The organism is Latilactobacillus sakei subsp. sakei DSM 20017 = JCM 1157 (genome assembly GCF_002370355.1).
Classification (GTDB): domain Bacteria; phylum Bacillota; class Bacilli; order Lactobacillales; family Lactobacillaceae; genus Latilactobacillus; species Latilactobacillus sakei.
This window is the reverse complement of record NZ_AP017929.1, coordinates 1565442-1581649: the sequence shown is the minus strand read 5'-3', so window position 1 is coordinate 1581649 and position 16208 is coordinate 1565442. Positions and strand designations below refer to the sequence as shown.

Annotated in this window: 16 protein-coding genes and 1 other annotated feature (1 of these 17 only partly in view); of the genes, 14 read left to right on the top strand and 2 right to left on the bottom strand. The window is 41.7% G+C overall.

From position 1 onward, the window contains the following. Window positions 1–101, top strand: a binding site (T-box leader) (it extends 123 nt beyond the left edge of the window). 190 nt (window positions 102–291) lie between these two features. From LEUCM_RS07885 to cls, 4 genes are read left to right on the top strand one after another with little or no spacing between them, the layout of a single operon-like run. Continuing rightward, the gene (locus tag LEUCM_RS07885) at window positions 292–933 is read left to right on the top strand and encodes an amino acid ABC transporter permease (protein ID WP_011374561.1); all 642 of its coding nucleotides are present in this window, start codon (window positions 292–294) and stop codon (window positions 931–933) included. A 12-nt stretch (window positions 934–945) separates the two neighbouring features. Beyond that, entirely contained in the window at window positions 946–1587 is a 642-nt protein-coding gene (locus LEUCM_RS07880) for an amino acid ABC transporter ATP-binding protein (protein ID WP_011374562.1), read from the top strand. Then, the gene (locus LEUCM_RS07875) at window positions 1584–2387 is read left to right on the top strand and encodes an amino acid ABC transporter substrate-binding protein (RefSeq protein WP_096695399.1); all 804 of its coding nucleotides are present in this window, start codon (window positions 1584–1586) and stop codon (window positions 2385–2387) included. The genes LEUCM_RS07880 and LEUCM_RS07875 overlap by 4 nt, the downstream gene beginning before the upstream one ends. Before the next feature lie 12 nt (window positions 2388–2399). Beyond that, entirely contained in the window at window positions 2400–3836 is a 1437-nt protein-coding gene (cls, locus tag LEUCM_RS07870) for a cardiolipin synthase (RefSeq protein ID WP_025015815.1), read from the top strand. 53 nt (window positions 3837–3889) lie between these two features. Here the strand turns inward: cls and LEUCM_RS07865 are convergent, their stop codons facing one another. Beyond that, entirely contained in the window at window positions 3890–5212 is a 1323-nt protein-coding gene (locus LEUCM_RS07865) for an N-acetylmuramoyl-L-alanine amidase family protein (protein ID WP_056936406.1), read from the bottom strand. A gap of 388 nt (window positions 5213–5600) precedes the next feature. Between LEUCM_RS07865 and hisS the strand changes: the two genes are divergently transcribed. The 8 genes from hisS (at window position 5601) to LEUCM_RS07825 (ending at window position 14361) form a co-directional block, all read left to right on the top strand. Then, a complete protein-coding gene (hisS, locus tag LEUCM_RS07860) occupies window positions 5601–6905 on the top strand; it encodes a histidine--tRNA ligase (RefSeq protein ID WP_025015814.1) in 1305 nt (434 codons plus the stop codon). Beyond that, a complete protein-coding gene (aspS, locus tag LEUCM_RS07855) occupies window positions 6905–8677 on the top strand; it encodes an aspartate--tRNA ligase (protein ID WP_025015813.1) in 1773 nt (590 codons plus the stop codon). The genes hisS and aspS overlap by 1 nt, the downstream gene beginning before the upstream one ends. A gap of 112 nt (window positions 8678–8789) precedes the next feature. Beyond that, window positions 8790–9221, top strand: a complete 432-nt coding sequence (msrB, locus tag LEUCM_RS07850) for a peptide-methionine (R)-S-oxide reductase MsrB (protein WP_025015812.1) — start codon at window positions 8790–8792, stop codon at window positions 9219–9221. Continuing rightward, entirely contained in the window at window positions 9221–9739 is a 519-nt protein-coding gene (gene msrA, locus LEUCM_RS07845) for a peptide-methionine (S)-S-oxide reductase MsrA (protein ID WP_025015811.1), read from the top strand. Before msrB ends, msrA begins: the two co-directional genes overlap by 1 nt. A gap of 107 nt (window positions 9740–9846) precedes the next feature. Next, a complete protein-coding gene (locus LEUCM_RS07840; RefSeq protein ID WP_016265038.1) occupies window positions 9847–10695 on the top strand; it encodes a YitT family protein in 849 nt (282 codons plus the stop codon). Window positions 10696–10842: 147 nt separating this feature from the next. After that, the gene (locus tag LEUCM_RS07835; RefSeq protein ID WP_025015810.1) at window positions 10843–11745 is read left to right on the top strand and encodes a deoxyribonuclease IV; all 903 of its coding nucleotides are present in this window, start codon (window positions 10843–10845) and stop codon (window positions 11743–11745) included. Next, window positions 11742–13607, top strand: coding sequence for a DUF2207 domain-containing protein (locus LEUCM_RS07830; protein ID WP_258421056.1), 1866 nt, complete (start codon window positions 11742–11744; stop codon window positions 13605–13607). The genes LEUCM_RS07835 and LEUCM_RS07830 overlap by 4 nt, the downstream gene beginning before the upstream one ends. Before the next feature lie 100 nt (window positions 13608–13707). After that, window positions 13708–14361 carry a nitroreductase gene (locus LEUCM_RS07825; protein ID WP_025015808.1) on the top strand — a complete coding sequence of 218 codons (654 nt, stop codon included), beginning with the start codon at window positions 13708–13710 and terminating at the stop codon, window positions 14359–14361. A gap of 48 nt (window positions 14362–14409) precedes the next feature. On the opposite strand, the gene LEUCM_RS07820 is transcribed toward LEUCM_RS07825, so the two are convergent. Next, window positions 14410–15252 carry a pyruvate, water dikinase regulatory protein gene (locus LEUCM_RS07820; RefSeq protein WP_025015807.1) on the bottom strand — a complete coding sequence of 281 codons (843 nt, stop codon included), beginning with the start codon at window positions 15250–15252 and terminating at the stop codon, window positions 14410–14412. 208 nt (window positions 15253–15460) lie between these two features. Between LEUCM_RS07820 and rpsU the strand changes: the two genes are divergently transcribed. Next, on the top strand, window positions 15461–15637 hold the full coding sequence (rpsU, locus tag LEUCM_RS07815) for a 30S ribosomal protein S21 (RefSeq protein WP_004270806.1): 177 nt from the start codon (window positions 15461–15463) through the stop codon (window positions 15635–15637). Between the two features lie 24 nt (window positions 15638–15661). After that, window positions 15662–16105, top strand: a complete 444-nt coding sequence (locus tag LEUCM_RS07810; protein WP_016265043.1) for a GatB/YqeY domain-containing protein — start codon at window positions 15662–15664, stop codon at window positions 16103–16105. Window positions 16106–16208: the final 103 nt, after the last annotated feature.

Here is a 16208-nt window from a genome sequence, read left to right as displayed (position 1 = left end):
CGTTAGCCCGTTATCGCTGTAGTTTTAGAAACTACATAAGTTTAAGCAATGTGAGTTGTTTATTAAACTGAGGTGGAACCGCGATAATATTCGTCCTCTTGGAGTAATCCGAGGGGACTTTTTTTATTGGTCTAAAACTAGTAGAGTTGTTTGCTGTGAAGTAAACAAAAAAACTGAGGTGGAACCGCGATTGATCGCCCTCTTGACGTGTAAACGTGAAGAGGGCTTTTTTTGTGGCAATGTTTAGCTAACACGCTTTGAAGGATATGTTTATATAAGGGAGATTTTATCATGCAATATAGTTTATCGATTTTACCAGCGCTTTTGAGTGGCGCTAAAATGACGTTAGCCATTTTTAGTTTAACCGTGATTGGTGCCATTCCCCTGGGGTTATTATTGAGCCTTGGGTTATTATCTAAATTCAAGCCACTGCATTATTTGCTTAACCTGTATGTTTGGCTAATGCGGGGAACGCCATTGCTATTACAATTGATCTTTGTCTTTTACGGCTTACCGGTGATTGGGATTGTCTTTAATCGTTTCGACGCCGCATTAATTGCATTTATCTTGAATTACGCCGCTTACTTCGCTGAAATCTTCAGAGGGGGCTTTCAAGCGGTTGATGATGGTCAAATCGAAGCCGCATCAGTTTTAGGATTAACCTATCCCCAAACCATTTTAAAAATTATCGTGCCCCAAACGGTTAAAATCGTTTTACCGTCTGTCGGTAATGAAGTCATTAATTTGATCAAGGATTCATCATTAGTTTATGTGATTGGGATTGGCGATTTATTACGGGCAGGAAACGTTGCCAGCGCGCGTGACGTTAATTTAGTGCCATTGCTGTTAGTGGGTGTGATTTATCTCGCATTAACCGCCATTTGTACATGGTTGTTAGGCCGATTAGAACAATATTATCGTTATTACCGTTAGGAGGACTTATCGATGTTTAAATTAGAAAATATTAATCAGTCATTCAAGGGTCGCCAAATTTTGAATGATTTAAATTTAGAAGTTGAAACGGGCAGTATTTTAGCAATCGTGGGTCCTAGTGGCGCCGGTAAATCGACCTTGCTCCGCTTAATCAGTGGGTTGGATCAACCAGACAGTGGCCGGTTCGTGATTGACGGTGAAACCTATGTCCCAAGTGCCGCTGAAAAAGGGGGCCGGATAGGTGTTGTCTTCCAAGATTTCCGCTTATTCCCGCATTTATCAGTGTTAGAAAACGTCACGTTAGCGCCTAAGATGGTGAAGCAATTGGCTAAGGACAAAGCGAATGCATTAGGTCAGCAATTATTACGCCAATTAGGATTAAGTGCACAAGAGGCGGCCTATCCGTTTCAATTATCAGGTGGTCAACGACAACGGGTTGCGATTGCGCGCGCGTTAGCGATGCAGCCGGATATTTTGTGCTATGACGAACCAACCAGTGCCTTAGATCCATCGTTAGTCGCTAGTGTGGCAGAATTGATTTTAAGCCTTAAGGAAGACGGCATGACCCAAATTGTTGTCACTCATGATATTCAATTTGCGAATAAAATTGCCGATCAAGTTTTTGAATTACAACCAAACGAGGCCAACCAATGATGAGATTAAAGAGATTAGCAACAGCTGGTTTATTATTAGGCCTATTAGTCAGTCTAGCGGGCTGCCATAGCCGCCAAAAGACCGATAGTTGGGCAACGATTGAACGCCGCCAAAAAGTAGTGATTGGCATCGATGATAGCTTTGTACCGATGACTTATCGTGAAAAAAACGGGCAATTAACCGGCTTTGACGTCGAGTTAGCCAAGGCGATTTTTAAAGGTAGTGGCATCCAGGTTGATTTTCAATCGATCGATTGGGATATGAAAGAAACCGAATTGAACAATCAGACGATTGATTTAATTTGGAGTGGTTATTCTAAGACCGAAGAACGGGCCAAACGAGTGGCCTTCAGTCAACCTTATCTTACGAATCACCAGATGATTGTCTCGATGAAAAAGGATCCTGTTAATCGCTTAGCTGATTTGAAGGGCCAAAACTTAGGTGTTCAAACGGGTTCATCCGGCATGGCCCAGTTGGATCGAAAACCAGCTGTTTTAAAACAAAAAATTGCCAATCAAACGCCAATCCTATATGATACCTATAACAATGCTTTTATCGATTTACAGGCTAAGCGGATTAAAGGGATCTTAATTGATCAAGTTTATGCTAACTTTGAGATTAAAGCGCGGGCAAATGGGCAAGATTTTCAAGCGATTGAAAGTCCTTTTGCGGCTGAGAAGTTTGCGGTTGGCATGCGCCCAGAAGATCAAAAATTACGACGCTTTATTAATCGCCGGTATCAAGTCCTCAAACAAAATGGACAATTAGCGAAGATTCAAGCCAAGTGGTTTAAAGAATAGGACGCGACAGAGATGACGACGATTATTATCATAATTCTTAGTCTCATATTAGTAATTAATACAATCGGTGCGATCATTACCGTTTTTCGACAATCAAGAGATATTGCGGCGACTTGGGCCTGGCTACTCGTTTTAATTTTATTGCCAGTGATCGGGTTTGGTTTTTATCTCTTTTTTGGTAAGAAATTATCAGCAGAGCACCTTTATGATTTACGGACACAGGCCAAATTAGGCATTGATGAACGCGTGACGCAACAAAAAGCGGAATTACGGCAACGACGGAAGCAAAATCACCATTCTACAACGCCGGAGATTCAAAGCTTAATTAATCTCTTCCTAGTGTCTAATACAGCCGTTTTGACGCAAGAAAATAAGGTATCGGTCTTAACGGACACAACCACTGCCCAAGAGCGACTACTGGCCGATATGAGCCGTGCTCGCGATCACATCCATTTAGAATACTATGCGTTTTTCGATGATCCTTTCGGGCACATCTTAATTAAAACGCTCGCCTATAAGGCATATCAAGGGGTTAAAGTCCGCGTCATTTATGACGGCTTTGGTTCGCAAAAGATTCCACGCTCTTTTTTTAAACCATTAGAAGAAGCGGGTGGGCAAGTAACGCCCTTTTTCAGTTCGCGGTTTCGTTTGATTAATTTTCGGTTGAATTTTAGAAACCACCGCCAATTAGTCGTGATCGATGGTAACACGGCCTATCTTGGGAACTTTAACCAACATAGTGTTGATACGCATTTGCCAGTTCGAGACACGCGCTTACGAATTAGTGGCGACGGTGTTTTATCGTTTCAATCACGTTTTTTTATGGATTGGAACGCGGCAACACAACGCCAGAAGGTTTATTACAGTCAGCATTATTTCCCGACTTCTGTCGAACATGGACAAACTAGCATGCAACTTGTTTCGGGTGGCCCTGATCGCGATTTACCTGAAATTAAGCTTGGTTTTTTAAAGTTAATTGCGGCCGCTAAAAAACGGTTATGGATTCAAACCCCATTTTTTATTCCGGACGATTCCGTTTTGGCAGCATTAATACTTGCCATTAATTCTGGGGTAACGGTTAAAATTATGATTCCCGAAAAAGCGAAACATAGTTTAGTCCAACATGCTAATCTCTACTATGCTAGGCAGATTGTTAAAGCGGGCGGACAGATTTATCTATATAAAGCGAGTGCTTTTAGAGCACGGACGATGATGGTCGATGGTCAGTTATCAGCTGTGGGAACGGCTAATTTAGATATTCGTAGTTTTAAACTTAATTTTGAAACGACCAGCTTTTTATATGATCCTGCATTGACCAATACGTTAGAATTGACCTTTCAAAGGGATTTAAAAGCAAGTGTACCGCTGACTAAACAACAGTTAAATGCACAAACAACAAATCAGCGACTCTCGCAAGATTTAGCGCGACTGTTGGCGCCCATTTTATAAAAGTAGTTACAAAAAGGCCCTCGAAAAATTTCGAGGGCCTTTTTTGATAGTGATTATTTGAAATAGTTTTGTAAACCAGCGTAAACGGCATCCGCCACTTTTTCTTGATAACTACTACTACTGATGTAATTAAAGTCTTGATCAGAATTGATATAACCCATTTCCAATAGAACAGAAGGGCGTTCGTTATCACGAAGTACTTGATAATTACCGTATTCAACACCACGATTAGTTAGTGGTAATGATTTAATCTGATTATTAAGCGCGTTGGCTAAGCTAGTGTCCTTACTATTTGAGTAATAATAAGTAGTTGTGCCACTCGCTTGGTTAGATTGCGCACTGGAATCAAAATGAATACTGATAAAGGCATCTGCACGTAATTTATTAGAAAGTGCAGGCCGAGGTGCTAAATCAACGAATTTATCAGACGAACGGGTTAAGACAACGTTGGCGCCGGCGGCTTTTAACTTCTTAGCAATCGCATCGACGGTCTTAAGCGTATAAGTCTTTTCGTATTTATTACTATTTGATAGCGCCCCAACATCGTTACCACCGTGACTGGCATCTAAAACAATGGTTGCCTCAGAAAGGGAGGTAGCACTTGTTTTAACGACTTCGTTCTTAGCAGAAGGGGTGACGACCCAACTGGCGACATAACCCGTATTACCGTCCGCGTCTTTAACTTTGTACCAAGTGTCTTTCTTATCGAGATACGTTAGCTTCGTGTTGGCGGAATAGACTTGAGAATAGGCGTAGTTGACACCAGGACCGCTTCGCAACTTAGTATTATCCAGTTGCGTTGTGACGGATTTAATATCAGAAGTGGATTGACTGCTACTATCATCTGTTTTCGTATCCGTTTGAACAGCTGTTGGTGCTTCGTTAGAAATACTAATCAGGTCACTTTGGACCCACCCCACAGCTGAATTATATTTAACTTGGCTCCAACCGTTTTGTTGGTAGAGAACTGTTAACTTGTCGCCTTTATTGACTTTTCCTAACAGGGGGCTGCTGGCATTGCTGCTTTGGCGGACGTTTGCAAAATCATTGGTGACAGTTGCGACCCGGTTAGAGGTTGCGCTGACTTCCGTATTATTGACCAACCAACTGGCAACCCAGCCAATTTTATCGCCACTTAAGCGGACTTGATACCAGTTATTCTTTTGTGAAATGACGTTCATCACTTCGCCTTTGCTTGCCTGGCCCATTGTATCGTAGGAAAGACCGGGTCCTTGGCGCACATTAACGACGTTTGCTTTAATGGTAATTTGTTGGTACGTTGCAAGGACGTGTGTCGCGAAGAGACCGACACCAACTAGAATGAATAATATGAGAACGGCAGGATACCGTTTTATCCAGTTCAAAGGTTTTTGCATATCTTCAACACCTTTGTCATTTATTTATAAGAGCTTCATATGGTTCATTATAGCAAAGATAGTGGATATCTAAAGGGGTTGACCCTTAAAAATTAGAAAAAATTCAGGAATTATTGACTTTTTTTTCAAATAACGTTAATCTAATAGCAACGAGAATATGAGATGACCAGTGATAAAGTATGGTAAACGCACCACTTAACAGAGACGATTTCAGAGCTGAAAGAAATTGGCGGTGTCCACCTGACTGCTTTTGAGGTCTGCGTGTCTAACACGCCGTTGGCTAACAACGTTATGCTTAAGCAAAAATTAAGGTGGTACCGTGCATTCAAGCACCCTTGTTCAACGACAGGGGTGTTTTTTTATTGGGTATCTATTGGAGGAATGGAACATGGGTTATCAAAAGCCAAAAGGCACAGCCGATATTTTGCCAGGAGAATCAGATCAATGGCAACTTGTTGAAAAAACAGCGCGCGACGTTTTTGCGCGTTATCAATTTAAGGAAATCAGAACACCATTATTCGAAAGCTACGATGTCTTTTCACGAAGCTCAGGCGATACATCTGATATTGTCAGCAAAGAAATGTATGATTTCATGGATAAAGGGGATCGGCACATTGCGTTGCGCCCAGAAGGCACAGCCGGTGTTGTCCGCGCCTTTGTTGAAAACAAATTATATGGTCCTGAACATCAAAAACCTTACAAAGTGTATTACATGGGTCCTATGTTCCGTTATGAACGGCCACAATCAGGTCGGCAACGTCAATTCCACCAAATCGGCGTGGAATCATTTGGTTCTGAAAGCCCAGCAGTTGATGTTGAAGTCATCAGCATGGCAATGCGTCTGTTACGTGAATTTAAAATCACTGATTTGAAATTAGCGATTAATACACTGGGTGATGCTGCTAGTCGGGCTGCTTATCATGAAGCCTTAGTTAATTACTTAGAACCACATTTTGATGAACTGAGTGATGACTCTAAAGTTCGTCTACACAAGAATCCATTGCGGGTTCTTGATAGTAAAGATGCGAAAGATCAAGAAATTGTCAAAGATGCACCAGTCATTCTTGATTATTTAACGGATGAAGCCAAAGTGCATTTCAATACAGTGAAGACTTTATTAGAATCATTAAATATTCCATACGAAGTTGATACTGAAATGGTTCGTGGTTTGGATTATTATAACCACACCATCTTTGAAATCATGACGAACAATAAAGTCTTGGGTCGCGGCTATACAACGGTCTTAGCCGGTGGTCGTTACAATGGCTTAGTTGAACAATTAGGTGGTCCTGACATGCCAGGGGTTGGTTTTGGCCTTGGTGTTGAGCGCTTATTATTATTGATGAACGCTCAAAATAGTGACTTAGTAGCGGCACCTGTGTTAGACGCCTACGTGGTTGGCATCGGTGCTGAAACGAGTGCAACAACGCTCCACTTGGTTGAAAGCTTGCGGGAAGCTGGGTTGACAGCTGATCGTGATTATTTAGATCGGAAACCAAAAGCCCAATTTAAGACAGCCAATAAGTTAAACGCCCAATTTGTGGTGACAATTGGTGAATCAGAATTAGCTGATAAGACGGCCCACGTGAAGGATATGACCAGTGGTGTTGAAATCACAGTGCCATTGACGATGCTAGAAGCCGATTTTGCAGCAGTTAAAAATGAACTAAAAGCACAAGAGGAGAATGCATAATGAAAACAAGAACAACTTACAGTGGTTTAGTTGATGAAACATTTGTTGGTCAAACAGTCACATTACATGGCTGGGTTCAAAAACGCCGGAGTTTAGGTAATTTAATCTTCGTTGATTTACGTGATCGTGAAGGCTTAGTGCAATTAGTCTTTAACCAAGATAATGCTGATATCTTAACGCTTGCTAACACTTTACGTAACGAATACGTTATTGAAGTGACTGGGACGGTGCAAGCCCGTGATGAAGCGGCTATTAACCCAGATATGAAGACTGGTAAAGTAGAAGTCATCGTGAGTGAATTAACGATTTTAAACGAAGCTAAAAACTTACCTTTTGAAATCAAAGATGGCATCACAACTTCTGAAGAAACAAAATTAAAGTATCGCTACCTTGATTTACGTCGGCCAGAAATGCAACAAGCAATTATTCGCCGTTCACAAATTACACAAGCAGCCCACAAATATTTAGACAATAATGGTTTCTTAAACATTGAAACACCTGATTTAACACGTTCAACACCAGAAGGCGCTCGTGATTACTTAGTGCCATCTCGTGTTTATCCTGGTAGTTTCTATGCCTTGCCACAATCACCACAAGTCTTCAAACAACTTTTGATGGATGCTGGCTTTGATCGTTACTACCAAATGGCCCGTTGTTTCCGTGATGAAGATTTACGTGGCGATCGTCAACCAGAATTTACACAAATCGATGTTGAAACATCATTTATGAGTGCCGAAGAAATTCAAGACCAAGCAGAAGGTATTATCAAACAAGTGATGAAAGATGTCATGCATATTGATGTCCCAACACCATTCAAACGAATGAAATGGCAAGAAGCAATGGATCGTTACGGTTCAGATAAACCTGATATCCGTTTTGATCTTGAAATCCAAGACTTAACTGAAATGATGAAAACAAGCTCTTTTAAGGTCTTCAGTGACACTGCCAATAGTGGCAATCTGGTTCGTGCAATTGTGGTCCCAGAAGGTGCTGCTAAGTACTCACGGAAGATGTTGGACGAACAAACAGAATATATCAAACGTTACGGTGCTAAAGGGATGGCCTGGGTCAAAGTTGTTGATGGCGAATTAACAGGACCAGCTGCCAAATTCTTAAAAGAACAAGAAGCTGAATTGCTTAGTGCCCTATCAGCAAAAGATGGCGATTTAGTGCTCTTTGTAGCTGATAAGTTCCAAGTAGTCTGCGATAGCTTAGGCTACTTACGGAAACACTTTGCACATGACATGGGCTTAGTGGATGAATCACAATTTGCTTACCTTTGGGTTGTTGATTGGCCATTATTTGAATATGATGAAGGCTTTGGTCGTTGGATTGCAGCACATCATCCATTCACACGTCCAAACGATAGCGATGTTGATTTATTGGAAACTGATCCTCATAAAGCACATGCGCAATCATATGACATTATCTTAAATGGTTACGAATTAGGTGGCGGTTCACTCCGTATCTACCGACGTGATATCCAAGAAAGAATGTTCAAAGCACTTGGTATCAGTCCAGAAACTTATGAAGAACAATTTGGTCACTTATTAAGTGCCATGGATTATGGTTTCCCACCACATGGTGGCTTTGCCATTGGCCTTGATCGTTTTGCAATGTTACTCGCAGGCCGCGATAACATTCGTGACGTAATTGCCTTCCCTAAAAACTCACATGCTTCAGAACCAATGACGAATGCACCTAGTCGTGTTGCACCAGCACAATTAGATGAACTCGGCTTAGAAGTTGAACCAGAGGTTGAAAAGGATTAATTAAATACTCAATAAAAAGGGCTCTCCAAATGGGGAGTCCTTTTTTGTGAGCATATTAATCGCTAATTGCGGACATCTGACTATAATAATAACCATGAAGGAGTGATGGATAATGAGCGATGATTTACGACAACAGTTAACACCAGAGCAGTATGCGGTGACACAGGAGAATGCAACTGAGATGCCATTTAGTGGCGAGTACGATGAATTTGATCAACCAGGTATCTACGTTGATGTTGTCAGTCATGAGCCGCTATTTAGTTCCTTAGATAAATATGACGCTGGATGTGGTTGGCCCTCATTTACGCGACCCATTGTTAAGTTAAATGAAAAACGAGATCAAACACACGGGATGGAACGTGTTGAAGTTCGTAGTCAAAACGCCGATTCGCATTTAGGTCACGTTTTTACGGACGGTCCGCAAGAACAAGGTGGTTTGCGCTATTGTATTAATTCAGCAGCCTTAAAGTTTATTTCCAAAGATGACTTAAAAGCTGCAGGGTATGGCGAATATCTCGCGTTATTTGAAAAGGAGGGTCAATAATGGCAACTGAAACAGCAATTTTTGCAGGTGGGTGTTTCTGGTGTATGGTCCATCCGTTCGATCAACAACCAGGGATTATTAAAGTGGTCTCTGGCTACACTGGCGGGCACGTCGCTAATCCAACCTACGAACAAGTTTGTTCCCATACAACCGGGCATACAGAAGCGGTTGAGATTACGTTTGATCCCGCAGTGATTTCGTATGCTGAACTAGTCGAAATCTATTGGCGCCAAACAGATCCAACAGATGCGATGGGGCAATTCCAAGACCGAGGCGATAGTTATCGGCCAGTGATTTTTGTTAATTCAGATCAACAACGGGCAATTGCCGAAGCATCCAAAGAAAAATTGATTGCTAGCGGTCGATTTAATGAACCAATCGTGACACAAATCGAAGCAGCTAAACCATTTTATCCTGCTGAAGAGTACCATCAAGATTTCTATAAAAAGGAACCCTGGCGAGCAGAATTAGGAGAAGTCAAGCGAAAAGCCTTCATTCGAGCAAAATGGTCGGATTAATTCTAAAATAACCTTTAGTATTAAGGGGTTGTGTGCTAGAATGAAAGACATTAAAACGAATGATAGGTGATTATTAAGTGGACGATCTAGCGCGAAAACATCAGAATATGGCCAAAGTTTCGGCGGCTATCTTATATGGGATTTGTGTGTCAATTGCATTGAACTTTTTCTGGGAAGAAGGCGGCGTGTACGCCTCGGGCATTACCGGGTTCGCGCAATTTATTCATACCGTGACGGCGAAGTTTATGCCGTTTCTACCATTCCCATTATCAACTTCCTTGATGTTATTCTTGCTAAACGTACCGCTTTTTGTTTTAGCTTGGTTTAAAATTGGGCATCACTTTACAATTTATACGTTTATCGCTGTTATTTTTTCAAGTTTAATGGTCCAAATTATGCCGCTGACCCAATTGACGGACAATCCAATTATCTGTGCGATTTTTGGGGCCGTTATTAACGGTTTTGGGACCGGGATGGCCTTGAAAAATGATATCTCAACCGGTGGGTTAGATATTATCGGAATTGTTCTTCGGAAGAAGACCGGGCGTTCTGTTGGGACCATCAATATTATTTTCAACGTTGCGTTAGTCTTTGCGGCTGGCTTTATCTTTGGCTGGGAACATGCTTTATATAGTATCTTGAGCATCTTCGTCAATGGTAAGGTCATCGATATGGTCTATACGCGTCAACAAAAGATGCAAGTGATGATCATTACGGACAATCCTAAAGTCGTGATTCAAATGATTCAAGACGAGATGCGTCGCGGGATTACGATTGTGCACGACGTTGAAGGGGCTTATAACCGCGAAGAAAAAACGATGTTATTCACCGTTATCTCACGCTTTGAAATGCATGACCTTGAGATGGTCATGAAAGAAGCCGATGATCACGCTTTTGTCAGCATTACAGAAGCGGTCAAGATTCTGGGACATTTCTACGAACCGAAAATTAAATAACTATCAACGGAGCCGTCAATATTAAATTGACGGCTCTTTTATTTTCTGAACAGGCGTTTATCAGCTAATAACCGCGCTCTTTTTCGCTTGCTTTTTATTCTGGTATCTGTGACAATCGAAGTAATTATGATAGTTGGAGGTCACGCGATGTTATTAGGTAGTCACGTTAGTATGAAGGGCAAAGAAATGCTGTTAGGTTCAGCGCAACAGGCGGCTGAGTTTGGGGCAAACACATTCATGATTTATACCGGGGCACCTCAAAATACCCGGCGTAAACCAATTGAAGAGTTGAATATTCAAGCAGCACAAAAATTAATTGCAGCCAAAAACTTAGGCCCGATTGTCGTGCATGCGCCTTATATTGTTAACTTAGGCAATACAGTGAAACCAGAAAACTTTAAATTCGCAATTGAATTTTTACAACAAGAAGTCATTCGAGCTGAAGCGCTAGGCGCAAGCCAAATCGTTTTACATCCGGGTGCACATGTTGGTGCAGGCGCAGACGCTGGTATTCAACAAATTATTAAAGGGTTAAATGAAGTTTTACGACCAGATCAAACGGCTCAAATTGCCTTGGAAACAATGGCTGGCAAAGGAACAGAAGTTGGCCGTCGTTTTGAAGAAATCGCTCAGATGATTGACGGCGTAACGTTGAATGATAAGTTGTCCGTGACGTTTGATACTTGTCATACCAGTGATGCGGGTTACAATATTCGCGAGGATTTTGACGGCGTTTTAAACGAATTTGATCATATTATCGGTTTGGACCGACTTAAGGTGATCCATTTGAACGACTCTAAGAATCCACAAGGGGCGCATAAAGATCGACATGCCAATATCGGATTTGGCGAAATTGGTTTTGATGCCTTACACGGTGTTGTGACCCATCCACAGCTTGTTGATGTCCCTAAAATTATGGAAACACCATACGTTGGTGAGGATAAGAAACATAATTTTGCACCATATGCATACGAAATTGCGATGCTCAAAAAGGGCGAATTTGACCCAGAATTATTAACGAAGATTGAGCAGAATGAAGGTCGATTATGAGATTGAAACGTTCTCGCTATCTTTGGCTAGCGCTAATGGTTTTACCAGTATTGTTATTGCTGGTCAAACCGGTGCAAGCAGCCGATACGTATGATATTAGTCGCTATCACGTTCAGGTTAACGTCCAAAAAGACGGTAGCGCACTAGTAGAACAAAAAATGAATTTTGATATTCAAGATGATATCAACGGTATTTATCTCAATCAAAATTTACAAACAACCGTTGGTGAGCCTAAAAAGTTGGTGCAGCCACAAGTGGCCGTTAATGGCCGGACTTTCCAAGCGAGTCAATCCGAGACGGCGGGGACGTATTCGCTAACAGATGATGATCTAAAGTATCGTTTCAAGCTCTACCAACCAGCGACAGAAGATGATCGGTTAGCAGTCACTTTGAAATATCAGTTACAAAATCTGATTATTAATTATCAAGATACTGCGGAATTAAACTGGAAAGTAATTGGGGATGCCTGGGACAGCAGTTTGGGCGATGTTCAAGTCACGATTCAATTACCAACAACCCTGAAACAATCTGAATTAAAGTCGTGGACACACGGCGATTTAGATGGGCAACAGATTGTTGATCCGGCAAAAGGGCGGGTTACCATCGAAATGACGAATAATCCGGCCAATCAATTTGTTGAATCCCATCTTATTTTCCCAACTTCAGTTACCCCAACTAACCCCAATCGGGTGGCTAAAAAGCAACGGGCAACCATTATCGCGCAAGAAGCGAAACGGGCTGAAGAAGCCAATCAAGCACGTCAGGCGCAACAACGGCGGTATTGGGTACTTTCGGTGATTGCAGTGGTCTTAGCGCCAGTCTTATTGTTAGTGGTTTGGTATCGGGTTAAACGGGCATTACCACGAATGCATTATCAGGGTCATGCGCCAGAACACGTCTACGACCTACCAGATGATAATGGTCCAGCCGTTATTCGTTATCTATTAGCACTACCAATGACGGAAAAAGCAAAGGAAGAAAGCTTATCAGCTACCATTTTAGATTTGGTAGCCCGTAAAAACCTGACAATCGAGGTCCAAACACCTGAAAAACAGGTTTTTAGAAAAGCAAAACCACAATTTACGTTAACTTTATTAAATCGCAATCGATTATCACGTTCTGAGCAAAAATTAGTGACCTGGTTATTCGATGTCATTGGTAACGGACAACAGGTTAGCCTTTTTGAAATTGAAAAATATCCGAAACGTCATAGCAAAAAAGTCTTTAATCAACATTATCGCGGTTGGCAAATGGCGGTTGAAGATGAAGCGAACCAAAGTGGTTGGCTACGGGACCGTGTTTTTGCCGTTGCAACCAGTTTAAATTACTGGTTGATAGGACTTGGTACACTAACCGTGATTTTAATGTTAGCAGCGTTAATCGAAGTCGTCGCTTGGTGGACGATTTTACCAATGTTGATAGTCTTTCTCCTAACGGGCTGGCAGAGGCTACGATTGCAATTATGGACGCAACACGGTTATGAAAAACGGGGCGAGTGGTTAGGCTTTAAACAGATGTTGAAAGATATTTCGACGCTCGATATGGCCAATGTGCCGGATGTCATGTTGTGGGATCGTTATCTGAGTTTTGCAACGGCATTCGGAGTAGCCGATAAAGTGTTTAAAGCGTTGAAGATTAAATTGACTCCTGAGCAACTCCAAACAATGCCATTAGGTTATTATTATTACTACGGCTATACTGGCGGTCTCAATATTGGTCAATCCTTTACAAGTGCCCTTAGTAGTAGTGTGAATAGTGCGGTGAGTGCTGCTAATCCAACCAGTGTCAGTGGTGGCTCTGGCGGATTCTCCGGAGGTTCATCAGGTGGTTTTGGTGGCGGTTCCGGCGGTGGTACATTCTAGCAAACAAATGATTATGATATTCCCGTTAAACGTGGTATGACTATATGGAACAAAATACAAAGTATAAGTGATACCGGTTTAAAATAAGGGAGGCACCAACATGGAATTCAACGATGTTATTAATAACAGAAAGTCAATCCGCTCGTTTGATCCTCACAAAACAGTATCAGATGAATTAATTAAAAAAATCATTACCTCAGCACAACGCACACCATCATGGACGAATTCACAACCTTGGCGAGTTTACGTGGCAACTGGTGGAACACTTGCTAGTATCAAAGCAGATCACCTTGAACGGACGCAAAATAAGGTTAAGGGCAATTCTGATTTAGCAGTGATTCATCGTGTTGATTGGGGTCAGGCGATGGCTGAAAATAGTCGGGTATGGAATGCTGAAATCAGTGATTATTTGGGCGAAGAAGGTTTGGCAGCATTTAGCGATTTACAAATGCATCTTTTTAACGCACCGGCCGTTATCTATTTGACGGTTGAACGCAAAGTTTCACCGTGGATGATTTATGACATGGGCGCTTTTAGCCAGTCGATTTTACTGGCGGCGGCTAATGAACAGGTAGACACAATTCCGGCTTACGAAACAGCTAAATATCCGGATGCAATTCGCAAAATCGTGGGTATTCCAGACAATGAAGTAATTATTGGCGGCATTGCGATGGGTTATCGCAGCGACGGGATGATTAACCAATTCCACGCTAAACGAAGCCCACTGGATCATTTCTTGACGATTAAACATTAAAAAAGCCCTCGGACAAATTGAATTTTGTTCGAGGGCTTTTAATTGGGATTAATTAACGTGATCTGTCGAGCTACTTGCAAAATCTAAGCCAGTTTGTTCGAGAATGATAGCCGCTGTTTCTTCGATTGAGCGGTTGGCGACGTTGATGACTTGGCAACCAATTTTGTCATATAAATCTTGTGCGAAGTCTAATTCGGCTTTAATTTCATCCATATCGGAATAGGTTGTGTCAGGATTTAAGCCATAGGCAATCATCCGTTCACGACGAATATTATTTAAAACTTCCGGTGTATTCATTAAGCCGATAATCTTCTTAGGATCAACATGCCATATTTCGTCTGGAATGTGCGCCTGTGGCACGATTGGCAAATTGGCAACCTTGATGTTCCGGTTTGCTAAAAACAGCGACAGTGGCGTTTTAGAGGTCCGAGAGACCCCTAATAAGACGATGTCTGCCTCTAAGAAGCCATGGGAATCTTTACCATCATCGTACATTACAGCAAATTCCATTGCTGAAATCCGGTCAAAGTAGCGCTCGTTTAAATGATGGAGTGCGCCGGCTTCACCTGATGGGGCCAAACCTGTTTGAGCCGTAATTAATTTAGAAAGTGGGCTCATCATATCAAATGACGCAATTTTTTTAGCGTCACAATAATTTTGAGCAATTTCTGAAAGGCCTGTTGTGGCTAATGTATGCACAACAATTGTTTCTCCCGGAACAGCCTTGCTTAAAACGTCAGTTAATTTATCAACGGAATGCACAAATGGAAAACGAATAATATCGGGTTTAATGTTTGGATATTGCGCTAAGGCTGCTTGCGCAAGTTGTAAAGCGGTTTGGCCAACTGAATCTGAGAGGACAAAAACCGTTAAGGGGGTAGACTGTGACATAATAAAACTCCTTTTTGCACTTTTATAGCGCTATCATATCATATTTGGGCAAAAAGCGGCGATATTTAAAAAAAGTTTTAATTAATTGCCCGTGGGTTATTGACCGTATTTTCAACATTCGCTATAATAGCAAAGAACAGTTTATGTGAAACCAATTTTTGGGCGCGCATAAACGGTTATACTTAGCACGCGAGGGGAGGGATATCATATGGGCAAGACAGTCGTTCGCAGTAACGAATCTCTAGATGATGCTCTTCGTCGCTTCAAGCGTTCCGTATCAAAAGCTGGTACAATACAAGAATATCGTAAACGTGAATTTTACGAGAAACCAAGTGTAAAACGTAAGTTGAAATCAGAAGCAGCAAGAAAACGTAAGAAATTCTAATTTCTTCATAAAGGAAATGATTGAATGAGTTTACTTGAACAATTAAGTTCTGATTTGAAAACGGCGATGAAGGCCAAGGATAAGTTGCGACTAACAGTTATTCGGAGTTTAAAGACCGCTTTAACTAACGCAAAAATTAGTGCAGGGCAAGACTTATCTTCTGACGAAGAACTAAGTGTATTATCATCACAAGTTAAGCAACGTAAGGATTCTTTAGCTGAGTTTGAAAAGGGCGATCGTGCAGATCTCGCTGAACAAACAAAAGCAGAAATTGAAATCGTACAAGCTTATTTACCAGAACAGCTGGATGAAGCCGCTGTGATTGTAATTGTTGATGAAGCAATGCAGGCAACAGGAGCGACAGGCAAGGCTGACTTTGGTAAGGTGATGCAATATGTAATGCCTAAGGTCAAAGGACGAGCTGATGGCGCAATGGTCAATCAAGTCGTTAAATCAAAATTGAGTTAATTTTTGGTAGGACTTCCCGCGGGAGGTCCTACTTTTTTTGTGGCAAAGACGGGCTTAAACAAGGAAATCAGTTAATTTTTCCCCTTTGTGATTATAAAGCCGC

Bases quoted from the DNA above. Each gene is read 5' to 3' on its own strand.
- LEUCM_RS07810 (WP_016265043.1), top strand. From the start codon at position 15,662: ATGAGTTTACTTGAACAATTAAGTTCTGATTTGAAAACGGCGATGAAG.
- LEUCM_RS07820 (WP_025015807.1), bottom strand. From the start codon at position 15,252: ATGTCACAGTCTACCCCCTTAACGGTTTTTGTCCTCTCAGATTCAGTT.
- LEUCM_RS07880 (WP_011374562.1), top strand. From the start codon at position 946: ATGTTTAAATTAGAAAATATTAATCAGTCATTCAAGGGTCGCCAAATT.
- rpsU (WP_004270806.1), top strand. From the start codon at position 15,461: ATGGGCAAGACAGTCGTTCGCAGTAACGAATCTCTAGATGATGCTCTT.
- msrA (WP_025015811.1), top strand. From the start codon at position 9,221: ATGGCAACTGAAACAGCAATTTTTGCAGGTGGGTGTTTCTGGTGTATG.
- LEUCM_RS07840 (WP_016265038.1), top strand. From the start codon at position 9,847: ATGGCCAAAGTTTCGGCGGCTATCTTATATGGGATTTGTGTGTCAATT.
- LEUCM_RS07865 (WP_056936406.1), bottom strand. From the start codon at position 5,212: ATGCAAAAACCTTTGAACTGGATAAAACGGTATCCTGCCGTTCTCATA.
- LEUCM_RS07830 (WP_258421056.1), top strand. From the start codon at position 11,742: ATGAGATTGAAACGTTCTCGCTATCTTTGGCTAGCGCTAATGGTTTTA.
- LEUCM_RS07885 (WP_011374561.1), top strand. From the start codon at position 292: ATGCAATATAGTTTATCGATTTTACCAGCGCTTTTGAGTGGCGCTAAA.
- LEUCM_RS07875 (WP_096695399.1), top strand. From the start codon at position 1,584: ATGATGAGATTAAAGAGATTAGCAACAGCTGGTTTATTATTAGGCCTA.
- LEUCM_RS07825 (WP_025015808.1), top strand. From the start codon at position 13,708: ATGGAATTCAACGATGTTATTAATAACAGAAAGTCAATCCGCTCGTTT.
- cls (WP_025015815.1), top strand. From the start codon at position 2,400: ATGACGACGATTATTATCATAATTCTTAGTCTCATATTAGTAATTAAT.
- hisS (WP_025015814.1), top strand. From the start codon at position 5,601: ATGGGTTATCAAAAGCCAAAAGGCACAGCCGATATTTTGCCAGGAGAA.
- LEUCM_RS07835 (WP_025015810.1), top strand. From the start codon at position 10,843: ATGTTATTAGGTAGTCACGTTAGTATGAAGGGCAAAGAAATGCTGTTA.
- aspS (WP_025015813.1), top strand. From the start codon at position 6,905: ATGAAAACAAGAACAACTTACAGTGGTTTAGTTGATGAAACATTTGTT.
- msrB (WP_025015812.1), top strand. From the start codon at position 8,790: ATGAGCGATGATTTACGACAACAGTTAACACCAGAGCAGTATGCGGTG.